The organism is Variovorax sp. Varisp36 (assembly GCF_047304235.1).
Lineage (GTDB): Bacteria > Pseudomonadota > Gammaproteobacteria > Burkholderiales > Burkholderiaceae_C > Variovorax.
The window spans coordinates 42082-63343 of sequence record NZ_JBGLYU010000010.1 but is presented as its reverse complement, the minus strand read 5'-3'; the positions used below and the strand labels follow the sequence as shown (position 1 = coordinate 63343).

Genomic DNA, 21262 nt, shown 5'->3' with positions numbered 1-21262 from the left:
CGTTCCAACCGCTTTTTCGCCTTGATCCTCCCAGAACTCAGCCACGAATGGAAAACCGGCCTCTCCCTCGCGTGGAGCGGCTACATCGCAGTGCTGTCGATCTGGATCGTGATGCAGAAGCGCGCGCCGGTGTCCACCATGAGCTGGATCCTGTCGCTCGCGCTGCTGCCGTTCGCGGGCTTCGTCATCTACTACTTCCTCGGGCCGCAGCGCCTGCGAAAGCAGCGGCTCAAGCGCCTGCGCAGCCGCGCCAGCGCCTTCGCTCAGGCCGACGTGGCGCGGCTGCGCGATGCGGCGCAGAACGCCCCGCCGGCCCTGCAGCAGATGGCGAAGCTCGGCACGGCGACCTGCGGGCTGCCGGTGTCGAGCGCGGTCGATGTCGAATTGCTCTCGGGCGGGGCGCGCACCTTCGATGCGATCTTCGAGGCCGTGCGCGCCGCACGGAACCACGTCCACCTCGAGTACTACATCTTCGAGCCCGACAGGATCGGCACCGCGCTGCGCGACCTGCTGGTCGAGCGCGCGAAGCAGGGCGTGACGGTGCGCCTGCTGATCGATGCACTGGGCTCCAAGCGCGTCGGTCGCAAGTTCATGGCGCCGCTGCACGAGGCGGGCGTCAAGGTGGCGCTGTTCCACGACACCAAGATCGGCCGCCGCCTGCGCCCCGTGACTAACTACCGCACGCACCGCAAGATCGTGGTGTGCGACGGTCGGGTGGGCTTCACGGGCGGCGTGAACATCACCGATGAGGAAGACAAGCGCACCCGGCCCGATGCGTACCACGACGTGCACCTGCGCATCGAGGGCAGCGCCGTGCGCTGGCTGCAGACCACTTTCCTCGAAGATTGGACCTACGCCACCGGCGAAGACCCGCGTGGCATGGACGACGCGATGAGCGCGATGCTGCCGCAGCTCGAAGCCGGCGATATTCCGGTGCAGATCGTCACCAGCGGCCCTGACAACGCGATGGAGGCCATCCACCGCATGCACGTCGAGGCCATCCATTCGGCCACGCACCGCGCGTGGCTCACCACGCCGTACTTCGTGCCGGGCGAGCCCGCGCTGATGGCGCTGACCAGCGCCGCGCTGCGCGGCGTCGATGTGCGGCTGCTGGTGCCGCGCCGCAGCGACTCGGCCATCGTGAGTGCGGCGGCGCGCTCATATTTCGACGAGCTGATCGCCGCCGGCGTGAAGGTCTGGGAGTACAAGGCGCGCATGCTGCACTCCAAGACCCTGGTGGTCGATGACCATTGCGCGATGATCGGCACCGCGAATTTCGACAACCGCAGCTTTCGCCTCAACTTCGAGGTGTGCGCGGTGGTTTATGGTCCGGAACTGGCCCGGCCGCTGGCGGCGCAGTTCGAGACCGACCTGCACAGTTCCGGCGCGGTGCGCGCCCACCGGCCACAGAATTTCTGGATTCGCCTCGGCGATGCGATTGCGCGCCTGTTTTCACCCTTGCTCTGAATGAACCACACCTTTCTCTGGCACGACTACGAAACCTTCGGCGCGGTGCCGCGCCGCGACCGGCCCTCGCAGTTCGCGGCCATCCGCACCGACGCCGAACTCAACGAAGTCGGCGAGCCGCTGATGATCTATTGCAAGCCCGCGCCGGACTACCTGCCCAGCCCCGAGGCCTGCCTCATCACCGGCATCACGCCGCAGGTATGCCTGGAACGCGGCATTCCCGAGCATGAATTCGCCGCGCACATCGAGCGCGCCTTCTCGCAGCCCGGCACCATCGGCGTGGGCTACAACACCATCCGCTTTGACGACGAGGTCACGCGCTTCCTGTTCTGGCGCAACCTGATCGACCCGTACGCGCGCGAATGGCAGAACGATTGCGGCCGCTGGGACCTGCTCGACGTGGTCCGCCTCACCTATGCGCTGCGCCCCGACGGCATCGAATGGCCGAAGAAGGAAGACGGCAAGCCCAGCTTCAAGCTCGAGGACCTGGCGCGCGCCAACGGCCTGCTGCACGAATCGGCGCACGATGCGCTGTCCGACGTGCGTGCCACCATCGCGTTGGCCCGGCTGATCCGCGACAGGCAACCCAAGCTGTTCGACTTCGCCTTCGGCCTGCACAGGAAGGACCGCGTCGCCAGCGAACTCGGCCTGCCCGCGATGCGCGAGACGGCAAAGCCCTTCCTGCACGTGTCGGGCATGTTCCCGGTCGAGCGCGGCTGCCTGGCTGTGATGTGGCCGCTGGCCAGCCATCCCACCAACAAGAACGAACTGCTGGCCTGGGACCTGGCCCACGACCCGAGCGAGCTGCGCGACATCGACGTCGAGACCCTGCGGCTGCGCCTCTTCACCCGCACGGCCGACCTGCCCGAAGGTGTCGTGCGTCTACCCTTGAAGGGCATCCACCTCAACAAGTCGCCGATGGTGGTCGGCAACCTGCGCACGCTCGCGCCGGCCATGGCGGGGCGCTGGGGCGTCGATCTCGACACTGCCATGCGCCACGCCGCGATCGCACGCGACCTGCCCGACATGAGCGCCATCTGGTCGCAGGTCTACGCCCGGCCCAAGGAGGCAACGCCCGACGTCGACGAAGACCTCTACGGCGGCTTCGTCGGCAACGCCGACCGCCGGCGCCTGAACCAGCTGCGCAACCTGTCGCCCGAAGAGCTGGCCAAGGACCGCACCGGCTTCGACGACGGCCGGCTCGACGAGATTCTTTTCCGCTATCGCGCACGCAACTGGCCGGAACTGCTGAACGAAGACGAAAACGAGCGCTGGGAAGCTCTGCGCGTGGCCAAGCTCTTCAAGGGCGAGGGCGGGGCGCGCACCATCGAGATGCTGTTCAGCGAGGTTGACGCGCTCTCCGAGAACGCCGACGAGCGCGGAGAGGAAATCCTCGGCGCGCTATACGAATATGCCGAGGCCATCGCGCCCGAGGCCTGAGCATGCCGGCTGCGCCATCGGCGCGTATACGAGCATCTCGCCCGGCGCGCTGCTCTAGAGCTTGATGCCGGCGGCCTTGACCGTCGGCCCCAGCACATCGACCTGTTCCTTGACGAAGCCGTTGAATGCGGCCACCGATTCCGGCTTGGCGACGATGCCCAGCTCGGTCAGCTTCTTCTGGATTTCGGGCATCACGAGCACTTCGTTGCAGGCGGCATTGAGCCGGGTCACAACGTCCGTCGGCAGCTTGGCGGGGCCCGACAGGCCGAAGAAGTTCTCGAGCACCAGCTTCGGTTGATGCAGCTCGACCATCGTCGGCACATCGGGCATCAGCGGCGAGCGCTGCGCGCCCGTCACCGCGAGCGGCACCAGCTGGCCGCTCTTGAAGAAGGGCACGTACGAGGTGATGACGTCGATGCCCACTGGAATGGTGTTGGCGATCAGGTCGGTGCTCATCGGTGCACCGCCGCGGTAGGGCACGTGCACCATGTTGAGCCCGGTGATCTTCTTCAGCAGCTCGCCGTGGATGTGACCGATGGAGCCCGGGCCGCCCGAGCCGAAGTCCAGGTGACCTTCCTTGCGCGCCATCGCCTCCAGGTCGGCATAGCTCTTCAGGCCCGACTGCTTGCTCGCCATGATCACCAGCGGCGCGGCACCCAGGTAGGCCACGTGGGTGAAGCCCGTCACCGGGTCGTAGGGCTGCTTGTCGAGCGTGAACGGTCCGAGCGCGATCGGCGTGGTGTTCGAGAGCATCAGCGTGTAGCCGTCGGCGGTCGAAGACGACACCTGCGCGCCGCCGATGGTGCCGCCGGCCCCCGGCTTGTTGTCGACGACCACGGGCTGCCCGAGCCTCTTCGCGAGCTGCTCCGCCATCACGCGCGCCAGCACGTCGCTGGAGCCGCCCGGCGGAAAGGTCACGATGATCTTGATCGATCTGTCGGGCCATTGTGCGAAGGCGGGAAGGGCGGCCGAGGCGACGCCTGCGGCAAGAATCTGCAGTGCGCCGCGGCGCGTGGGATGAAGGTGGGGCATGGCGTTCTCCGCTGACGGACAAGAATGAGGCCTTTAGCAGGAATCGGGCCGCCGGCTTATGCTGGCCGGATGCCCGCCACCCCAGCCGCGCACAATGCGCTCACCGACTTCGCCACGCGCCACCGCAAGCTCTTCGTGCTCACCGGCGCGGGCTGCAGCACCGATTCGGGCATTCCCGACTACCGCGACGTGGATGGCGAATGGAAGCGCCCGTCACCCGTCACCTACCAGGCTTTCATGGGCGAGGAATCCACGCGAAAGCGCTACTGGGCGCGCAGCCTGATCGGCTGGCCGACCATGGCGGGAGCGCGGCCCGGCGCAGCGCACCGCGCATTGGCGAAGCTGGGCGACGCAGGCCGCGTCGGCCTGCTGCTCACGCAGAACGTCGATGGCCTGCATGAAGCCGCGGGCAGCCGGGGCGCCATCGACCTGCACGGGCGCATCGACACCGTGCGCTGCATGGGCTGCGAGCGGCGCACGCCGCGCTCCGGATTGCAGCTCGAACTGCGACAGCGTAACCCCCGCTGGGCCGAGCTGGAGGCCCGCGCCGCGCCGGACGGCGACGCCGACCTCGAAGGCCGCGATTTCTCCAACTTCGACGTACCCGCCTGCTCGCACTGCGGCGGCCTGCTCAAGCCCGACGTGGTGTTCTTCGGCGAGAGCGTGCCCAAGGAGCGCGTCACCGCCGCCTTCGCCGCGCTGGAAGAGGCTGATGCGGTGCTCGTGGCCGGTTCGTCGCTGATGGTCTATTCGGGCTTCCGCTTCGTGCAGGCGGCGGCCGCGGCGGGCAAGCCGGTGGCGGCGGTGAACCTGGGGCGCACGCGAGCCGATGCGCTGCTTTCGCTGAAGGTCGAGCGCCCCGTCGGCGAGGCGCTGACGGCGCTGGCGCAGCAGCTTGCCTAGCTCCGGCTGGACGTGCCGATCAGGGAGCGGACGAAAGCATCCACCGCCGCGGTGTAGGCGCCGGGCAGCCCCAGTTCGGAATTGATCTGTGCATGCGAAAGATCTTCCGGGGCCACTTCCGCACGGCCACCGGTTGCGGCGATGCGCGCCGCGAACTGCCGGGCCTGCGTGCATGAGCCGTCGCGGCGCTGGGTGGAGCACACCAGCAGCATCGGCGGCGCGCCGGGCGCAAGGGCATCGGTGGGCGACACCGTGCGCCAGAAGGCGGGATCGTTGCCGAACACGCGATCGTAGAAGGGCATGTGGCGGCGCTGCATTAGTTGGACCGTGTCCAGCGCGGCGCTGTCGAGTGCCACGGCGCCGAGCCAGGGGCGGGCACCTTGTTGCCGGGCGATGGAAGGCGATGCGCTGAGCAATGCGACAAGGTGCGCGCCGGCCGAATGGCCCATGAGCACGAAGCGGCCGGCATCGCCGCCCCACGACGGCGCGTTCGCCTGCGCGGTGGCGACGGCACGTGCCACGTCCTGCGCCTGCTGCATCACGTCGACCTGCGGCACGAAGCGGTAGCTCACCGAAACGAGGATGAAGCCTTGTCCGCGCACCCAGTGTTCGATCTTCTGGTTCACCACCGACGCGGCCGCCTTGTCGCCGAACATCCAGGCCCCGCCGTGGACCATCACGAGCACCGGTGTACCTCGCTGCACGTTCGGCGGCAGGTAGACATCCATGCGCTGGCGCGGATCGGGGCCGTAGGGCTGGTTGGCCAGCAAGCGCACGCTGGCGGGCGGTGCGGCCGTTTCGGCGCCGGGCTGCTGCGCGATGGCCGGCGAGAACGTCAGCGCCAGCAGCCAGGCCGCGCAGATCCCTGCAAGACGTTTCATGAGAGGGCTTCCGGTGAACCGATGAAGGCCGGATTTTCGCGCTGCAGCCCTGTCGCCGGGCTGACCGTTGCACTCAACCGGCGTGCTTCGGCGCCATCCAGCTCGTCGATGCATCCCGGCCCGCGAGGTGCAGGCTGGCCGTGGCAGCAGGCGTTTCGGCCAGCAGACGGCCCTTGCGGAACACCTTGAGCCGCGCGGCGCGCAGCCGGATCGCCTCGACCGCATCGCGCGCCTGCAGAAGCACGAAGCTCGCATCGCAACCCGCCTCGATGCCGTAGCCCTGCAGGTGCATCACGCGCGCCGCATTGGTCGTTACCGCCTCGAAGCACTGGCGGATGCCGGCCTGGCTCGTCATCTGCGCCACGTGCAAGCCCATGTGCGCCACTTCGAGCATGTCGCCCGAGCCCATGCCGTACCACGGGTCCATCACGCAGTCGTGGCCGAAGGCGACGTTGACGCCGGCGGCCATCAGCTCGGGCACGCGCGTCATGCCGCGGCGCTTGGGGTAGGTGTCGTGGCGGCCCTGCAGCGTGATGTTGATGAGCGGATTGGCGACGACGGCCACGCCGCTCTGCGCGATCAGCGGCAGCAGCTTGCTCACGTAGTAGTTGTCCATCGAGTGCATGGAGGTGCAGTGCGAGCCCGTCACGCGGCCCTGCATGCCGAGGCGCTGCGCCTCGAAGGCCAGCGTCTCGATGTGGCGCGAGAGCGGGTCGTCCGACTCGTCGCAATGCATGTCGACCAGCTTGCCGCGTTGGGCGGCGATCTCGCACAGAAGCTTCACGCTGGCCGCGCCATCGGCCATGGTGCGCTCGAAATGCGGAATGCCGCCGACCACGTCCACGCCCTTGTCGAGCGCGCGCTCCAGGTTCTCGACGCCGCTGCGCGAGCGCAGCACTCCGTCCTGCGGGAAGGCGACCAGCTGCAGGTCGAGGTAGGGCGCGACCTTGCGCTTGACTTCGAGCAGCGCATCGACCGCGAGCAGGCTCGGGTCGCTGGTGTCGACGTGAGAGCGAACGGCCAGCAGCCCCTTGGCCACGGCCCAGTCGCAATAGGCCAGGGCGCGCTCGATGAGCGCGTCGGCCGTGAGCAGCGGCTTCAGCTCGCCCCACAGTGCGATGCCTTCGAGCAGCGTGCCGCTTTCGTTGACGCGCGGCAGGCCGTAGCTCAGCGTGGCGTCCATGTGGAAATGCGGGTCGACGAAATGGGGCGCGAGCAGCAGGCCCTGCGCATCGAGCTTCTCGTGCGCCGGTGCATCGAGGCCTGCGGTGACTTCGGCGATGCGCCCGCCCTGCACGGCGATCGACATGCCGGTGCGGCCGTCGGGGAGCGTGGCGTTGGTGATGAGGAGGTCGAGCATCGTGGTGGGTCTCTGGCAGCCGGGCGACGAAGGCCCGATGGATATCGGATTGCCGCTATTTTCCTTCGGCATTGCGTCGCAGTGTCAGCGATGTCAACGCAGCGAGCGCGCCGAGCGCGGCAGTGGCCAGAAATGCCGCCCGGCAGCCCTGCAGCTGGCGTGGACCGTAGCCCACCATCTGCTGGAGCACGATAGAGATGAAGAAGGTCGATGCCGTCATATTGCCGATGTGCTCGGCGTATGCCACGCCGAGCAACTTCATCGCGATGTGCAAGCGCAGCTTCGGGGATTCGCCGGCGCGCTATTTCGCGCAGCGCGGCGAATCGTGCTAACTGGCGAGCCGGGAAGTCAGCGCATGCGCTGTCCCCGATAGCGGTACTGTCCCGCCGCCGGCCCGACCTCGATGGTCACGCGGCGCAGCTTGTCGTCATGCCCGGACGTCGCCTTCGCCGTCACCACGATGCCGCGCGGCGTGGCGCGGCAGGTGAGGTCGGTGAGCGCGATCTCGGCATGGTCGTTGTCGAGTTCGGCAATCGCTACCGTGTGTTCGGCATGCAGGCCGCCATTGGCATCGCGCGCCATCCACTGCACATAGAGGAAGGACTGCGCGTACTGGTCGGCATGGATGACGCGGTACGTGCCCTGATGGGTCTTGCCCCAGGTGCCGCACAGCTGTACCCAGCTGACCGAATCGGGCGTCTTGAAGGTGTCGTAGCTGTAGTCGCTGCCCAGTGCGTTCGCGCCTGTGCCGGCAAACGTCAACAGCGCGCCAAGCAGCGTTGCAGCGGTTGTTTTCACCATCAGCGTTCCCCTTTGCGATAGGGCTTCATCAGCGCCTGCGGATAGCTGGCCTTGCGCGCCACCAGCACCAGCGCCAGGATCGACAGCAGGTACGGCAGCATCAGGTACAGCTGGTAGGGCAGCATGGCATCGCCCGATTGTTGCAGCCGCAGCTGCAGCGCGTCGAAGAAGGCGAACAGCAGCGCGCCGACCAGCGCCTTGCCCGGACGCCACGAGGCGAACACCACCAGCGCCACGCAGATCCAGCCGCGGCCGTTCACCATGTTGAAGAAGAAGGCATTGAAGGCAGACAGCGTGAGGAACGAGCCGGCCACGCCCATCAGCGCCGAGCCCGCGACGATGGCGCCCGTGCGCGTGGCCGCAACCGACACGCCCTGGCTCTCGGCCGCCTGCGGGTTCTCGCCGACCATGCGCAGCGCGAGGCCGAGCGGCGTGCGGTACAGCACCCAGCCGATGATGGGCACCAGCAGCAGCGCGAACAGCGTGAGCGCGGTCTGGGCATTGAGGATCGGAATGGGCAGCCAGTCCATCGGCGCAAAGGGCGTGATGGTCGGCGGTGTGTTCACCTTTGGAAAACTCACGCGGTAGCCGAAGTAGCTGAGCGCGGTCGCCAGCAGCGTGATGCCCAGCCCCGAGACATGCTGCGAGAGCGCCAGGCCTACGGTAAGAAAGGCGTGCAGCAGCCCGAACACCAGGCCCGTCAGCGCGGCCACGCCCACGCCGACCCACAGCGGCGCGCCTGCATACACCGCGAGCCAGCCGGTGAAAGCGCCCGCGACCATGATTCCTTCGATGCCGAGGTTGAGCACGCCCGCGCGCTCGCACAGCAGCACGCCGAGCGTGCCCAGAATCAGCGGCGTGGCGATGCGCAGCACCGCGACCCAGAAAGCCGGGTTGGCGAGGATGTCGAGCAGGTCGGTCATGCTGTATTCCTCGCTCCCCTTCCGGGGGAGGACTGGGGTGGGGGCAAGATCGGGAAGGGACATGCTGTCATTTGAATCGCACCCGGTATTGCGTCAGCAGCGTTGCCACGAGCACCGCGATCAGCGAGGCGGCGACGATCACGTCCGCAATGTAGGTCGGCACGCCGACCGCGCGGCTCATGGTGTCGGCGCCGACCAGCACGCCCGCCACGAACACGCCGGCCGCGATCACGCCCAGCGGATGCAGCCCCGCCAGCATCGCGATCACGATGCCCGTGTAGCCGTAGCCCGGCGACATGTCGAGCGTGACGTAGCTCGTGCGGCCCGCCACCTCGATCGCGCCCGCCAGCCCGGCCAGCGCGCCCGAGAGCAGCGCCACCATCACCACGGTGCGCGTCACCGGCACGCCGGCGAAGGCCGCGGCGCGCGCATTCGCGCCCACGGCGCGAATGTCGAAACCCAGCACCGTGTACTTGAAGACAGCCCACACCGTCACGGCGAGCGACACGGCCCACAGCAGTCCAGTGTGCACGCGCGTCTGCGCGATGAGCTTGCCCAGTTCGAGGTCGGACTGCAGCGACACGCTCTGCGGCCAGCCCATGGCGCTCGGGTCTTTCATCGGCCCGTCGAGCAGCGCCGAGACGCCGAGCAGAACGATGAAGTTGATCAGCAACGTGGTGACGACCTCGTCCACGCCCAGCCGGTTCTTCATGAGCGCCGGGCCCAGCAGCATCAGTGCGCCCGCGATGGCGGCAGCCAGCATCATCAGCGGAAACAGCAGCCAAGGCGACAGCTCGAAACCGGTGCCGCCATGCATACCGCCCACCGCCACGGCGGCCAGCGCGCCAGCGTAAAGCTGGCCCTCGGCGCCGATGTTGAACAGCCGCGCCTTGAATGCGACCGTGGCCGCCAGCCCGGTGAGGATCAGCGGGATCGCGCGCGTCAGCGTTTCGCTCCACGCGAACACCGAGCCGAAGCCGCCCTGCAGAAGCAGCGCATAGGTGCGACCGACCGGAGCGCCGGCCCACAGCACCAGCAGCGCACTGACCGCCATGGTGAAGACGACCGCGCCGATGGGGGCAAGCACCAATGCGGCGCGCGAGGTCTCGTGGCGTCGTTCGAGCCGCATCATGTTGCGGCTCCTTTGGATCGAGGCGCCGTCGCGCCGGCCATGGCCAGCCCGATGGCTTCACGCGTCCACGCGGTGGCCGGGCGGGCTTCGCCCAGGCGGCCGCCATGCATCACGGCCACGCGGTCGCCGAGCGCGAGCACTTCGTCGAGGTCATCGGAGATCAGCAGCACGGCCGCGCCTGCGTCGCGTGCTGCAATCAGTTGCTGCTGCACATAGGCCACCGCGCCGATGTCGAGGCCCCAGGTCGGCTGGTGCGCGACGATCAGGCGCGGCGCGCGGTTCGGGTGCTTCCTGTTGTCGTCGCCTTTGGCCGCTTCGGGCTGCTCAGGCGCGAGCAGTGCACGCCCCAGGATCAGTTTCTGCATGTTCCCGCCGGAGAGAGAACGGGCCGGGGCCATCAGGCCGGCGCCGCGCACGTCGAATGCCTTCTCGATGCGCCGCGCATGCAGCCGGGTGGCGGTGCGTTTCACGAGCCACGACCAGTGCGAGAACACCGGGCTGCGCAGCCGTTCCGACACCGCGTTCTCCCACACCGGCAGATCACCGACCACGCCGACGGCATGCCGGTCTTCCGGAATGCGCGCGACGCCGCGCTGCACCAGCCGGGCCGGCGAGGGCGGCAATGCGCGGCCCATGAATTGGGCGGTGCCAGAGATGGCGCGGCGCGTGCCGCTCAGCAACTCGGCGAGCGCGACCTGGCCGTTGCCGGAGACCCCCGCAATGGCGGTGATCTCGCCCGCGCGCAGCGTCAGCGATACCTCGCGAAGGCCGGCCGAATGGTCCTGCCCGCCGTCCTTGTCCGATACGGTGCTCACGTGATCGAGCACACAGACCGCATCGCCCACTGATCTGGCCGGCCGCCGCTGCGGCGCCTCGACCGCATGCCCGACCATCCACAGCGCGAGCTGCGCCTGCGTGGTGTCGGCGGTGCGCGCCTCGGCTACCAGCTTGCCGCCGCGCAGCACGGCCACGCGGTGCGACACGCGCAGCACCTCGCCGAGCTTGTGGCTGATGAAGATGACCGACAAGCCCTGCGCCACCATCTGCGCGAGCGTGGCGAACAACGCCTCGCTTTCCTGCGGCGTGAGCACGGCGGTCGGCTCGTCGAGGATCAGGATGCGCGCGCCGCGGTACAGCGCCTTGAGGATTTCCACGCGCTGGCGCTCGCCGACCGAGAGGCTGCCGATCTGCACATCAGGCTGCACCGGCAGGCCGAAGCGCCGGGCCACCTCGAGCAGCCTGGTGCGTGCGGCGGCGCGGCGCGACACGGGGAGCCACAGCGGCTCGGTGCCCATCATCACGTTGTCGAGCACGCTGAGGTTGTCGGCCAGCGTGAAATGCTGGTGCACCATGCCCACGCCGGCGGCGAGCGCGGCCTTCGGGTTGCCCGGCGGCAGCGGTGCACCGAAGACTTCGATGCTGCCTTCGTCGGCGACGTAGTGGCCGAACAGGATGGACATCAGCGTCGATTTGCCGGCGCCGTTCTCCCCAAGCAGCGCGAGCACCTCGCCGGCCTGCAGGTCGAGGGAGATGGCGTCGTTGGCGACGAGGGAGCCGAAGCGCTTGGTGATGCCTTCGAGGCGGAGAACGGTCGTGGTGTTCATGAAGGCCTTGCTCTTTCCCCCGGGAAGGGAGGGAGAGGACGCGGGATCACTTCCACGCAGCGAGGAACGCGAGCATGACCTTTGCGGAGTTGTCCGCCGCAATGCCCATGAAGGTGCCCATCTCGTTCTCGCCGTCGCCGCCGCCCGCGAGGTCGCTGAGCGAGCGGAAGGCGATGTAGGGCACGCCATTGGCATAGGCGACCATGCCCACGGCCGCAGTTTCCATGTCGAGCACGTTGGCCTGGAAGGTCTTGTAGGTGTATTCGCGGTAGGCCTTGTTGTCCATGAAGGCCTGGCCCGAGACGCCGTTGCCGCCGACCACCAGCTGCGGCTTGCGCGGCAGGCACTTGCCGGCGCTGCAGTTGGCAAGGTCTACGCTGCGGATGCCACGCGCCACGTCGAGCATCTTCGGGTCGGCCTCGAACCAGAACTTGCGCTGGATCTCGGGGCGCGCCGCCGATCGCACCTCGACCGGGCGCGGGAACATCATGCCGAAGTTCGGCCGCGTGGCGTCGGTGATGAAGGGCGGCGCCGTGTACTTGCCGGGTGCGGTTTCGCGCGCCATCAGCACCTCGAGGTACTGGCCCCACTGGGCCGGCACCGTGACGTCGCCGACGTGCAACGACGGATTCACGCCGCCCGCGATGCCGCTGAACACGATGTTCGTGACACGGAATCGGTCGAGCACGAGCTGCGTGTTCATCGTCGCGTTCGTCATGCTGATGCCCGACAGGAACAGCACCACGGGCTTGCCTTCGAGCGTGCCGGTGGTGAATTCCACGCCGTTCACGCTGTACTTCACCGGGCCTTGCAGGCGCGTCAGCAGCAGCTTGAGCTCGGGTTCGAAGGCCGAGAGCACCGCGATGCGCGGCGTGCTGTCCAGGCGCGTGCTGCTGTCGGTGCTGACGACAGCGGGCGACCTGTAGACGCCGACGCAACCCGAGAGCACGAGGCCGAGCGTGGCGGCAAGCACCGGACCCCGCAGGCGTTGCAGCAATGAAGTGTGGTGGGTCGTCATGAGTTGGTGGGTGGTAGTGCAGGGCGATGCGCGGCATCGGGCGTGGCGATCCAGGCCTGCAGCGCGGGAGCACGCGGGTGCTTTGGCGCCAGGCCGACGAAGGTGGTGTAGGCGGCGAGCGCCTTGGCGTCGTTGCCGGCCTGCAGCTGCGCATCGCCGAGGTTCAGGTAGGCGAGGGCACGGCTGCCGTCCATGTCGATGGCCTGCTCGAACCAGCGCGCAGCCTCGACCGGCTTGCCGCGCTTGAAGTACAGGAAGCCGAGGTTGTTGGCCGCCAGCGCGAAGCGCGGCTGCTGCTTGAGCGCCTCGGTGAAGGCGGCTTCGGCCTCCTCGTAGCGGCGCTCGCGGTACAGCTGCAGCCCGCGGTCGTTGGCGCGCTGGGCCGCCACGCGCGGCGGCAGCGGCGCGGCGGCCGGCATCGTCAGCCTGGCCTCGGCGCCGTCCAGGTTCTTCACCACCACCTCGATGGCGGCGGCGGCCTTGGGCGTCGCCGCGGCGGCATGCACGGCCTGCTCGTTGGCCTCGTCGATGCGCTTGTTGACCTGGCTGGCCGAGGCATCGAGCTGCACGACGTCGCCGCTGAGGCCTTCGCGCTCGGTCGGCAGTGCGAACACGAACTCGCCGCCCTCCGAGCCCGGCAGGCTGCCGAAGGCAGGCGTCTGCCGCGCGATGGCCGAGACGGCAGGCGCCACGTAGGCTGCGAGCTCGGTGCTGGTGATGACGCCGTCGCCATTGAGGTCGGCCTTGCCCGACAGCGCCTGCAGCACCGTCCAGGTGAAGACCGAATGGCCGCCGGGGCCGTCGTCTGCCACCTGCTGGTCGGCGCCGCCGGCGGTGATCATCTGGCGGCCGATGCGGCGCGCGTTGTCGCTCAGGAAGTTCTTGCTGCCGCGCGGCCCGCCGCCCCGCGTGAGGCCCAGGCCCGAGTAGCAGGCGTCCACCATGAACAACACGTGCTTGGCCGACAGCGCCTCGGCCACTTCCTGCAGCTGCGGCATGGAGATGGCGTCGGCCGCCAGGTCGTCGAGCGACGCATCGACCGGGATGATGTAGCCGACGTCGCGCCCGCTCGCGAGCTTGCGGGTGCTGCCATGGCCGGCGAAGAACACCAGCACGCGGTCGTCGCGTTTCACGCGCTTGCTGTCGGTCAGCTTGTCGTTGAGCGTGCGCAGGATGTTGGCGCGCGTGGCGTCGCCGTCGTACAGCGCCGTGACGTTCTCGGGCTTGAAGCCGAAGCGCGTGACCAGCGCCTGTTCCATGGCCTTGCCGTCGAGCACCGCGTGATGCAGACCGGGCCACCTGGCGTACTTGTCGATGCCGATCACCAGCGCGTAGCTTTCGCGGTAGAGCGTGTCGCCGGCAGCGGCGGCGGCAATGCCGTCGTCCGGTGCCGCGCGCTTGGGCGCATTGACGACGAACTTGCCGTCGCGCCAGGTGGCGAAGCGGTAGCCGTCGGCCACCAGCTGGTCGAGCACCGTCGGCAGCGCCTGCACGGTGCGGCCCTGGATGTCGTGGAACAGGATCACGCCGTGCTTGGCCTTGTCGACCTCGGCCAGCACGCGGTCGGCGATCGACTTGGGCACCGGGTCGGCCCAGTCCATGGAGTCGACGGTCCACATCATCGAGCGCAGCTTGAGCGCCTCGACCGTGCTGAGCTTGTCTTCGTTGCGCGCGCCGTAGGGAAAGCGGAACAGCGTGGATTGCGGGCGGCCGGTGACGTCGAGCAAGGCCTCGGTTTCGGTGGCCTCGGTGCGCACCGCGTCGTCGCTCATCTTCGCCATCATGCCGTGGCTGAAGCTGTGGTTCGCCAGCACATGCCCCGCGGCCAGCACGCGCTTGGCCACAGCGCCGTTGGCGCCGAGCTGGGCCTTGCCCTGGGCATCGAGCTTGCCGAGGTTCTGGCCGAGCTCGAAGAAGATAGCCGGCGCGTCGTAGCGCTTGAGGATCTCGAGGATCTCGTCCGTGTGCTTGGCGTGCGGGCCGTCGTCGAAGGTCAGCACCACGGTCTTCGGGGGCAGCGAGGTGCCGAAGATCTCGCGCGAATCAGCGGCGCTTTCCTTGGCACCACCCGCGGGCTGGGTGTAGGGGACGATGGCGCCGAAGTCCTTGAGGATCTTCTCGCGCGAATAGATGCCCTGGAGCTTGGCCACGTAGTCGGCCCATTTTTCCCGCTTGGGCTCAATGCCGCGCTGCGCGAAGCGGCCGAACACGTCCTTCAGTTCACGGTCGTAGGCCTGCTCGATCTCGGCGAGCACGACCAGGTCTTCGCTCGCGCGGCGGCCGAGCTTGAGGCCGGACAGCGACTGCGCCTGGCCGTAGCGCGTGCTCAGCTCACCGAGGAATTCCTTGAACGCGAGGCGGTCGGCATCGAACCAGCTCGGCTCGCTTTCGATGCGGTCCAGCAGCGCGTTCAATGCGGGCACCGTGGCCGGATCGGATTCCTCGCCGGCCTGGGCGACCAGTGCACGCTGGCGCTCCTGCATGTCATGGAACAGCAGTTGCCCAACCGCGCCGACCGCGCGCTTCTCGGCCGCGTCGAGCGTGCGCTCGCCGGTCATCAGCACGATCATCTGCCGGTGGGCGGCGAGCAGGGCATCGGCACGCTCCTGCAGCTGGGGCGGGATGCCGACCGGCGACGCGGCCACTGGGGGTGCTGCCGCCGATGCGGCCATCGCAGGAGGCGTGGCCGCCGCGGCGGGCGCCGCCGCAGCCACGGGTTGCTCACGCTGGCACGCGGCGAGGCCGAGCGCCAAGGCCACGACAGCCACGGCCTGGCTTGCGGTCTGCCACCGCACACGATTCATTTGCATTCGACGATGCCTACTTTGCGGTGGACTTGGGCTGGCTGTCGTCCACCTTCACCGTGAACTTGCCCGACAGGATGTCGGCCTGCCTGGCCTTCACCTTGGCGACGATGTCTGCCGGCACCTTCTTCTCGAAGGTGCCCAGCGGCGCGAGCTCGGAGCCCTTGTGCTTCATCTGTGCGTACACGCCGTAGTCTTCGGCAGCGAACTTGCCTTCCTTCACGAGCTTGATCGCGCGGTCGGCAGCGGGCTCGAAGTTCCACAGGGCGGAGGCGACCACCGTGTCGGGGTACTGGCCTTGCGTGTCGATCACGTTGCCGATGGCGAGCTTGCCCTTTTCCTTGGCCGCGTCCGAAACGCCGAAGCGCTCGGCGTACATCACGTCCGCGCCCTTGTCGATCATGGCGAAGGCTGCTTCCTTGGCCTTCGGCGGGTCGAACCAGCTGTTGATGAAGCTCACGCTGAACTCCACCTTCGGGTTCGTTTCCCTGGCGCCTGCCATGAAGGCGTTCATCAGGCGGTTGACCTCGGGAATCGGAAAGCCGCCGACCATGCCGATGCGGTTGCTCTTCGTCATGCCGCCCGCGACCATGCCGCTCAGGTAGGCCGGCTCCTGGATGTAGTTGTCGAACACGCTGAAGTTGGGTGCCTGCGGCTTGAGCGACGAGCCCATCAGGAAGGCCACCTTGGGAAAGTCCTTGGCCACCTTGCGCGCAGCCGCCTCCACGCCGAACACCTCGCCCAGGATCAGCTGGTTGCCGCCGGTGGCGTACTCGCGCATCACGCGTTCGTAGTCGGCGTTGCTGACGTTCTCGGTGGCCTTGTATTCGATCTCGCCGCGCGCCTCGGCCGCCTTCAGCGCCTTGTGGATGCGGCCCACCCATTGCTGCTCGAACGGCACGGTGTACACCGCCGCCACCTTGAGCTTGGCCTGTGCGAACGCCAGGCCGGGCGCGCCCGCCGCAAGCGCTGCGGCGATGGCGACGGAACGAATGATCAACTGACGGCGTGCTGTCACGGTGCTTCTCCTCGGTCTATGAAAAAAACGTGGCCTCGATGGCGCATCTGTTCGGGGCACACCGCAGAACCGGCTTTGCCGGGCCGCTGGTGTTGCCCCCGGTAGGGGGAAGGCGAAGCGACACGAAGTGCGCGCAGCCTGGGGGCGAGCCTTACTTCGTGCCGAAGATCCGGTCGCCCGCGTCGCCGAGGCCGGGCAGGATGTAGCCGTGGCTGTTCAGCTCGCGGTCGATCGCGGCCGTGTAGATCGGCACGTCCGGATGGGCCTTCTGCATGGTTGCGACGCCTTCGGGGCAGGTCAACAGGCAGACGAACTTGATCGACTTGGGGTTCAGCTCTTTCAGGCGCTCGACTGCGGCCACGGCCGAGTTGCCGGTGGCCAGCATCGGGTCGACCACGATCACGTCGCGGTTCTCCATCTCGCCCGGCATCTTGAAGTAGTACTCCACGGCCGTCAGCGTCTTGGGGTCGCGATACAGGCCGATGTGGCCGACGCGCGCGCCCGGCACCACGGTCAGCATGCCGTCCAGGATGCCGGTGCCGGCACGCAGGATCGACACCAGCACCAGCTTCTTGCCGTCGATGACCTTGGCCTGCATGGTCTCGAGCGGGGTCTCGACCTCGATGTCCTGCATCGGCATGTCGCGCGTGACCTCGTAGGCCATGAGCATGCTGATTTCATTGAGGAGCCGGCGGAAGCTGTTGGTGGACGCGTCCTTGCGGCGCATCAGGGTGAGCTTGTGCTGGACGAGGGGGTGGTTGACGAGGTGGACGTTGCTCATTGGAATTTTTTCTATCGTTGCTGAAAACCGGGAGTCTAGAAGACAGTGCCGTCGCTCTCGATCAGCAGAGGCGGAGCACCGTCACGCAAGCGCTGTGCCAGAGCCCGGCCCGCCGCCCAGGTGCCGCCTTCCAGAACGCAGGCCAGCGGCAATTCTTCCTCGGTGCGGTCGAGCACCTTGCGCACGCGCGGTGCCACCTCGTCGAGCAGCGCCACCGTGAGAGCGCGCCATTCGACGATGAACTCGTCGCCCACCTTCCAGCGGCGCTCGAGGAAGGCGGGGTCCTTCGGCACGATCACGCCGCTGTCGATCAGCAGGCCGCCGTTGCGGTACTCGGGCAGGGCCGTGAGCGCGTCGAGGTGCCGCACCTTCACTCCGGCCCACTCGAAGGGCTCGAGCAGCGAGTACGTGAGCCACTGCGAAAGCTTGTGGAAGGGCATCCAGCCATTGGTGAGGCCGGGTCCGCGCACCGCGCTGTGCCGCCAGCAGTCGCCCAGCGCCAGCGCCGGGTCGCCCGAGCCGATGCCGCCTGCACTGTCGCTGCCGTCGGCGGCAATGCTGTCGACCGCGTTGGCCGCCGGCCAGATGCGCGAGAGCGTCTCCAGCAGCAGCGAAAGAATCTGGTGCGCGGTGATCTCGGCGGTGGGCGGCGTGGCGGCGCCGAAGGGCGCCACGAGGGCGTCGAACATGCCGGCGGGGCGGCCGTCCTCGCCGAAGGTCTCGGGCTGCTCGCTCATCGCTTCGCCAAGCCGGCGCAGCAGCACCGCGCGGCCCGCGAGGCCCACCAGCGGATTGACTTCGCTGACCTGGAACGCGTCGCCGAGCCGGTCGGTGACGAGGCCGCGCAGGCCGGCCGCATCGGCCTGGCAGGGATGGTCGGGGTTCGACGAGAAAAGTCCGCTGGTGAAGGCGTGGAAGCTCGCCACGCCCAGCCCTTCGGAACGCGTGAAGCGCGCGCCCGTGGCCGGCTCTGTGTAGCCCCAGTCGGGGCCTGCGCCGGCGTCGAGCAGCACGCTCACCAGCACGAGGTCGATGTGCGCGCGGGCGCGCTGCCGTGCATCGATGCGCGGAGCGAGCAACTCGTCCAGCTGCTTCAGCCGGTCGGCGCCCCCCGCCTCGAAATGGCGCCAGCGGCTGTGGTATGGGATGGTGTCCCACGGATAACGCTCGCGCGTGACCTCCGCGACGGTGCGTGCGGCGTCTTCGAGCGTGTCGTCGCCGCCGATGCGGAACCACTGCGATTCGCCCCGGCGCGCGCGCGCCAGCAGGGCGCCCGCGCGCTGCCGGATGGCGGCTGTGGTGCGCAGCAGGCTGGCAGCGCCGGCAGGGTGCGCGGTGTCGGCCGTGAATTCGATGGACGGGTCGATCTCGCCCGCGCCGCCCGGCGGCAAGCTGCCCGATCCGTCGACCGGCATGTTGTCGAATTGGTCGTGACTGTTGCTCATTCGGCGAGTCCCCGGCCTTTGGCCTTCTTGAGTTCGTCGGCGTCCGGCACCGGGCCGGGCGTGAAATAGCCGGCGGCCATCTTCGCGTCCATCTCGACGCGGGCGTCCGCTGGAATCAGCTCGTCGGGAATGTTCACCCGCTCGCCGATCTCGATGCCCGAGCCGGTGATCGCGTCGAACTTCATGTTGCTCATCGACACGAGCCGATGGATCTTCTTGATGCCGAGCCAGTGGAAGACGTCGGGCATCAGCTCCTGGAAGCGCATGTCCTGCACCCCGGCCACGCACTCGGTGCGCGCGAAGTACTGGTCGGCCGTGTCGCCGCCGACCTGACGCTTGCGCGCGTTGTAGACCAGGAACTTGGTGACCTCGCCGAGCGCGCGGCCTTCCTTGCGCGAGTAGGCGATCAGGCCGACACCACCGCGCTGCGCACCCTGGATGCACTCCTCGATGGCGTGCGTGAGGTAGGGCCGGCAGGTGCAGATGTCGGAGCCGAACACGTCGGAGCCGTTGCACTCGTCATGGATGCGCGCGGTGAGCTCAACGTCGGGATTGGCCAGGTCGCGCGGATTGCCGAAGATGTAGAGCGTCTGCCCACCGATGGGCGGCAGGAACACTTCGAGGTCGGAGCGCGTGACCAGCTCGGGGTACATGCCGCCAGTCTCTTCGAACAGCGTGCGGCGCAGGTCGGTCTCGGAGCAGCCGAAGCGCCGCGCCACCTCGGGCAGGTACCACACGGGTTCGATGGCGGCCTTGGTGACCATCGCGGCGCCACCGGCGGTGAGGAACTTGCCATCGGCCTTGAGGCGGCCGCTCTGCAGCGCCTCGATCACCTCGGGCAGGATCACGTGGGCCTTCGTGATCGCGATGGTCGGGCGGATGTCGTAGCCCGCCGCGAGTTCTGCAGAAAACACATCGGCCACCAGTGCGCCCCACGGGTCGAGCGACACGATGCGGCCCGGATCGCTCCACTGCGGATACGGGCCGATCACGTCGGTCGGCGCGGTGTTGGTCAGGTCGGCTTTGTGCTCGCGCTTGAGCGCCCCTGCCGCCACCGCCAACGCGCGGTACACGCTGTATGAACCGCTGTGCGTGCCGATGACGTTGCGGTGCGCGCGCTTGGTGGTGGTGCCGACGACCGGCCCTCGTTCGGTGGCCGTGGCCGCGCCCCACTGGATGGGCAGGGCGCCGAAGCCGCCCGCGTGCGAGGTAAGCCGGATGTGGCCGGTCGACGTCGAGGGATGGAGCGGGGGGAGGGGCGTGACGCCGCCGGGGACGGAAGGGATCGTTGTACTGTCTGCAGACATTGGAGGCCCTCAAAAAACACAATGTACCGATGGCGTGTGGCGCTTGCAAGCGGATGGCTTGGGCACAATCAGCCGGAATCTTTTTTCGACACGGCTGTAACCGGCCGGCCCGATGGCACGAAACACAATAAGCAGCAGGGTGAACCCGAGCGACGCGGAAGCGGCGCTGCGCAGCCTGTTCCTTCGCGGCCTCGACGGCGACGCGAAGGCCTACCGCGACTTCCTGCAGCGACTCAGCGCGCACCTGCGCGCCTTTCTGGGCAAGCGCCTCTTTGGCTGGCCCGATGAAGTGGAAGACCTCGTCCAGGAATGCCTGCTCGCCATGCACAACCAGCGCCACACCTACCAGAGCGACCAGCCGCTGACGGCCTGGGTGCATGCGATTGCGCGCTACAAGATGATCGACCTGCTGCGCGCCAAGTCGGTTCGCGAAGACCTGCATGACCCGCTGGACGACGACCTGGCTGTGTTCACCGAATCGGCCGAGGAGGCCAGCGATGCGAAGCGCGACCTCGGCGGCCTGCTCGAAACCCTGCCCGAGCGCCAGCGCCTGCCGATCGTGCACGTGAAGATCGAAGGCCTGTCGGTGGCGGAAACCGCGAGCCTGACCGGCATGTCGGAGTCGGCCGTGAAGGTCGGTATCCACCGCGGACTCAAGGCGCTGGCGGCGCGGTGCGGCAGCAATTGGGGAAGTGCGGCATGAAGACCGACGATCTCGTCGCGATGCTGGCGAATGGCGAGGTGGCCGCGCCGCGCCGCCGCGCCGGCCGGCGCATCGGGCTGGCGGTGCTGCTGGGCCTGCCGCTCTCGTTCGCGATCCTGTTCGCCGGGTATGGCGTGCGGTACGACATCGTGCAGGCCATGTTCTGGCCGATGTTCTGGGTCAAGGTGCTGTTCCCGCTGTGCATCGCAGCGGCCGGCTTCGTGGCCGTGGAGCGGCTTGCGCGGCCGGGTGTGGCGCCGCGGCGCGCCTGGGTCGGCGCGGCGCTGCCGGTGCTCGGGGTGTGGGTGCTGGCGGTGGTCGCCTGGTTCACCCTGCCGATGGAAGCGCGCATGCCCTCTCTGATGGGGCAGTCATGGCGCATCTGCGCGCTGAGCATCGGGCTGATGGCGCTGCCGGTGTTCGCGGCCACGCTGGTGGCGCTCAAGGGAATGGCGCCCACGCGGCCGGCGCTGGCGGGGGCCGCGGCCGGGGTGCTGGCCGGAGGCGTTGGTGCCGCGATCTATGCGCTGCACTGCATGGAACTCACCGCGCCGTTTCTCGCAGTCTGGTACGTGAGCGGGATCGCGGTGCCGGTGCTGGCTGGCGCCGCGCTGGGGCCGCGCCTGCTGCGCTGGTAGGCGGC

The 21262-nt window shown here is 68.3% G+C and carries 19 protein-coding genes; 5 read left to right on the top strand and 14 right to left on the bottom strand.

The genetic code is table 11. From position 1 onward, the window contains the following. Positions 1-21 precede the first annotated feature (21 nt). Complete coding sequence (gene cls, locus ACCD11_RS08805) at positions 22-1467, top strand: cardiolipin synthase (protein WP_007838834.1); 1446 nt, start codon at positions 22-24, stop codon at positions 1465-1467. After that, entirely contained in the window at positions 1468-2907 is a 1440-nt protein-coding gene (gene sbcB / locus ACCD11_RS08800) for an exodeoxyribonuclease I (RefSeq protein ID WP_413313572.1), read from the top strand. Between the two features lie 54 nt (positions 2908-2961). On the opposite strand, the gene ACCD11_RS08795 is transcribed toward sbcB, so the two are convergent. Then, positions 2962-3939 (bottom strand): Bug family tripartite tricarboxylate transporter substrate binding protein, encoded by a 978-nt coding sequence (locus ACCD11_RS08795; protein WP_413313571.1) that lies wholly within the window; start codon positions 3937-3939, stop codon positions 2962-2964. 69 nt (positions 3940-4008) lie between these two features. On the opposite strand from ACCD11_RS08795, the gene ACCD11_RS08790 reads away from it, so the two are divergent. Further along, positions 4009-4842 carry an NAD-dependent protein deacetylase gene (locus ACCD11_RS08790; RefSeq protein WP_413313570.1) on the top strand — a complete coding sequence of 278 codons (834 nt, stop codon included), beginning with the start codon at positions 4009-4011 and terminating at the stop codon, positions 4840-4842. On the opposite strand, the gene ACCD11_RS08785 is transcribed toward ACCD11_RS08790, so the two are convergent. The 13 genes from ACCD11_RS08785 to ACCD11_RS08725 all read right to left on the bottom strand — a co-directional run bounded on the left by ACCD11_RS08785 (position 4839) and on the right by ACCD11_RS08725 (position 19916). Beyond that, entirely contained in the window at positions 4839-5723 is an 885-nt protein-coding gene (locus tag ACCD11_RS08785; protein WP_413313569.1) for an alpha/beta hydrolase, read from the bottom strand. The genes ACCD11_RS08790 and ACCD11_RS08785 overlap by 4 nt on opposite strands. A 73-nt stretch (positions 5724-5796) precedes the next feature. Then, positions 5797-7083 carry an amidohydrolase family protein gene (locus ACCD11_RS08780; RefSeq protein WP_413313568.1) on the bottom strand — a complete coding sequence of 429 codons (1287 nt, stop codon included), beginning with the start codon at positions 7081-7083 and terminating at the stop codon, positions 5797-5799. Between the two features lie 55 nt (positions 7084-7138). Beyond that, entirely contained in the window at positions 7139-7345 is a 207-nt protein-coding gene (locus ACCD11_RS08775; RefSeq protein WP_413313567.1) for a hypothetical protein, read from the bottom strand. Between the two features lie 86 nt (positions 7346-7431). Beyond that, a complete protein-coding gene (locus tag ACCD11_RS08770; protein ID WP_007838849.1) occupies positions 7432-7884 on the bottom strand; it encodes a hypothetical protein in 453 nt (150 codons plus the stop codon). Next, positions 7884-8807: an ABC transporter permease gene (locus tag ACCD11_RS08765; RefSeq protein WP_007838850.1), complete on the bottom strand. Its 924-nt coding sequence runs from the start codon at positions 8805-8807 to the stop codon at positions 7884-7886. The genes ACCD11_RS08770 and ACCD11_RS08765 overlap by 1 nt, the downstream gene beginning before the upstream one ends. Positions 8808-8874: 67 nt before the next feature. Beyond that, positions 8875-9936 carry an ABC transporter permease gene (locus ACCD11_RS08760; protein WP_413313612.1) on the bottom strand — a complete coding sequence of 354 codons (1062 nt, stop codon included), beginning with the start codon at positions 9934-9936 and terminating at the stop codon, positions 8875-8877. Then, positions 9936-11543 carry an ABC transporter ATP-binding protein gene (locus tag ACCD11_RS08755; protein ID WP_413313566.1) on the bottom strand — a complete coding sequence of 536 codons (1608 nt, stop codon included), beginning with the start codon at positions 11541-11543 and terminating at the stop codon, positions 9936-9938. The genes ACCD11_RS08760 and ACCD11_RS08755 overlap by 1 nt, the downstream gene beginning before the upstream one ends. A 46-nt stretch (positions 11544-11589) precedes the next feature. Further along, positions 11590-12561 carry a 5'-methylthioadenosine/S-adenosylhomocysteine nucleosidase gene (locus tag ACCD11_RS08750; protein ID WP_413313565.1) on the bottom strand — a complete coding sequence of 324 codons (972 nt, stop codon included), beginning with the start codon at positions 12559-12561 and terminating at the stop codon, positions 11590-11592. Further along, complete coding sequence (locus ACCD11_RS08745; protein ID WP_413313564.1) at positions 12558-15371, bottom strand: polysaccharide deacetylase family protein; 2814 nt, start codon at positions 15369-15371, stop codon at positions 12558-12560. Before ACCD11_RS08745 ends, ACCD11_RS08750 begins: the two co-directional genes overlap by 4 nt. Before the next feature lie 10 nt (positions 15372-15381). Next, positions 15382-16383 (bottom strand): BMP family protein, encoded by a 1002-nt coding sequence (locus tag ACCD11_RS08740; RefSeq protein ID WP_413313563.1) that lies wholly within the window; start codon positions 16381-16383, stop codon positions 15382-15384. Between the two features lie 151 nt (positions 16384-16534). After that, positions 16535-17164, bottom strand: a complete 630-nt coding sequence (gene upp / locus ACCD11_RS08735) for a uracil phosphoribosyltransferase (protein ID WP_007837874.1) — start codon at positions 17162-17164, stop codon at positions 16535-16537. Positions 17165-17199: 35 nt separating this feature from the next. Then, positions 17200-18609: a URC4/urg3 family protein gene (locus tag ACCD11_RS08730; protein WP_413313562.1), complete on the bottom strand. Its 1410-nt coding sequence runs from the start codon at positions 18607-18609 to the stop codon at positions 17200-17202. Beyond that, positions 18606-19916 (bottom strand): GTP cyclohydrolase II, encoded by a 1311-nt coding sequence (locus tag ACCD11_RS08725; protein WP_007837869.1) that lies wholly within the window; start codon positions 19914-19916, stop codon positions 18606-18608. The genes ACCD11_RS08730 and ACCD11_RS08725 overlap by 4 nt, the downstream gene beginning before the upstream one ends. A gap of 112 nt (positions 19917-20028) precedes the next feature. On the opposite strand from ACCD11_RS08725, the gene ACCD11_RS08720 reads away from it, so the two are divergent. Further along, positions 20029-20619 (top strand): sigma-70 family RNA polymerase sigma factor, encoded by a 591-nt coding sequence (locus ACCD11_RS08720; protein WP_007837861.1) that lies wholly within the window; start codon positions 20029-20031, stop codon positions 20617-20619. Continuing rightward, on the top strand, positions 20616-21257 hold the full coding sequence (locus tag ACCD11_RS08715; protein WP_413313561.1) for an NrsF family protein: 642 nt from the start codon (positions 20616-20618) through the stop codon (positions 21255-21257). Before ACCD11_RS08720 ends, ACCD11_RS08715 begins: the two co-directional genes overlap by 4 nt. The last annotated feature ends 5 nt before the right edge of the window (positions 21258-21262 follow it).

Coding starts and splice junctions, on each gene's coding strand:
- sbcB (WP_413313572.1), top strand. CDS start 1,468: ATGAACCACACCTTTCTCTGGCACGACTACGAAACCTTCGGCGCGGTG.
- ACCD11_RS08795 (WP_413313571.1), bottom strand. CDS start 3,939: ATGCCCCACCTTCATCCCACGCGCCGCGGCGCACTGCAGATTCTTGCC.
- ACCD11_RS08790 (WP_413313570.1), top strand. CDS start 4,009: ATGCCCGCCACCCCAGCCGCGCACAATGCGCTCACCGACTTCGCCACG.
- ACCD11_RS08785 (WP_413313569.1), bottom strand. CDS start 5,723: ATGAAACGTCTTGCAGGGATCTGCGCGGCCTGGCTGCTGGCGCTGACG.
- ACCD11_RS08780 (WP_413313568.1), bottom strand. CDS start 7,083: ATGCTCGACCTCCTCATCACCAACGCCACGCTCCCCGACGGCCGCACC.
- ACCD11_RS08775 (WP_413313567.1), bottom strand. CDS start 7,345: ATGAAGTTGCTCGGCGTGGCATACGCCGAGCACATCGGCAATATGACG.
- ACCD11_RS08770 (WP_007838849.1), bottom strand. CDS start 7,884: ATGGTGAAAACAACCGCTGCAACGCTGCTTGGCGCGCTGTTGACGTTT.
- ACCD11_RS08765 (WP_007838850.1), bottom strand. CDS start 8,807: ATGACCGACCTGCTCGACATCCTCGCCAACCCGGCTTTCTGGGTCGCG.
- ACCD11_RS08760 (WP_413313612.1), bottom strand. CDS start 9,936: ATGCGGCTCGAACGACGCCACGAGACCTCGCGCGCCGCATTGGTGCTT.
- ACCD11_RS08755 (WP_413313566.1), bottom strand. CDS start 11,543: ATGAACACCACGACCGTTCTCCGCCTCGAAGGCATCACCAAGCGCTTC.
- ACCD11_RS08750 (WP_413313565.1), bottom strand. CDS start 12,561: ATGACGACCCACCACACTTCATTGCTGCAACGCCTGCGGGGTCCGGTG.
- ACCD11_RS08745 (WP_413313564.1), bottom strand. CDS start 15,371: ATGCAAATGAATCGTGTGCGGTGGCAGACCGCAAGCCAGGCCGTGGCT.
- upp (WP_007837874.1), bottom strand. CDS start 17,164: ATGAGCAACGTCCACCTCGTCAACCACCCCCTCGTCCAGCACAAGCTC.
- ACCD11_RS08730 (WP_413313562.1), bottom strand. CDS start 18,609: ATGAGCAACAGTCACGACCAATTCGACAACATGCCGGTCGACGGATCG.
- ACCD11_RS08725 (WP_007837869.1), bottom strand. CDS start 19,916: ATGTCTGCAGACAGTACAACGATCCCTTCCGTCCCCGGCGGCGTCACG.
- ACCD11_RS08720 (WP_007837861.1), top strand. CDS start 20,029: ATGGCACGAAACACAATAAGCAGCAGGGTGAACCCGAGCGACGCGGAA.
- ACCD11_RS08715 (WP_413313561.1), top strand. CDS start 20,616: ATGAAGACCGACGATCTCGTCGCGATGCTGGCGAATGGCGAGGTGGCC.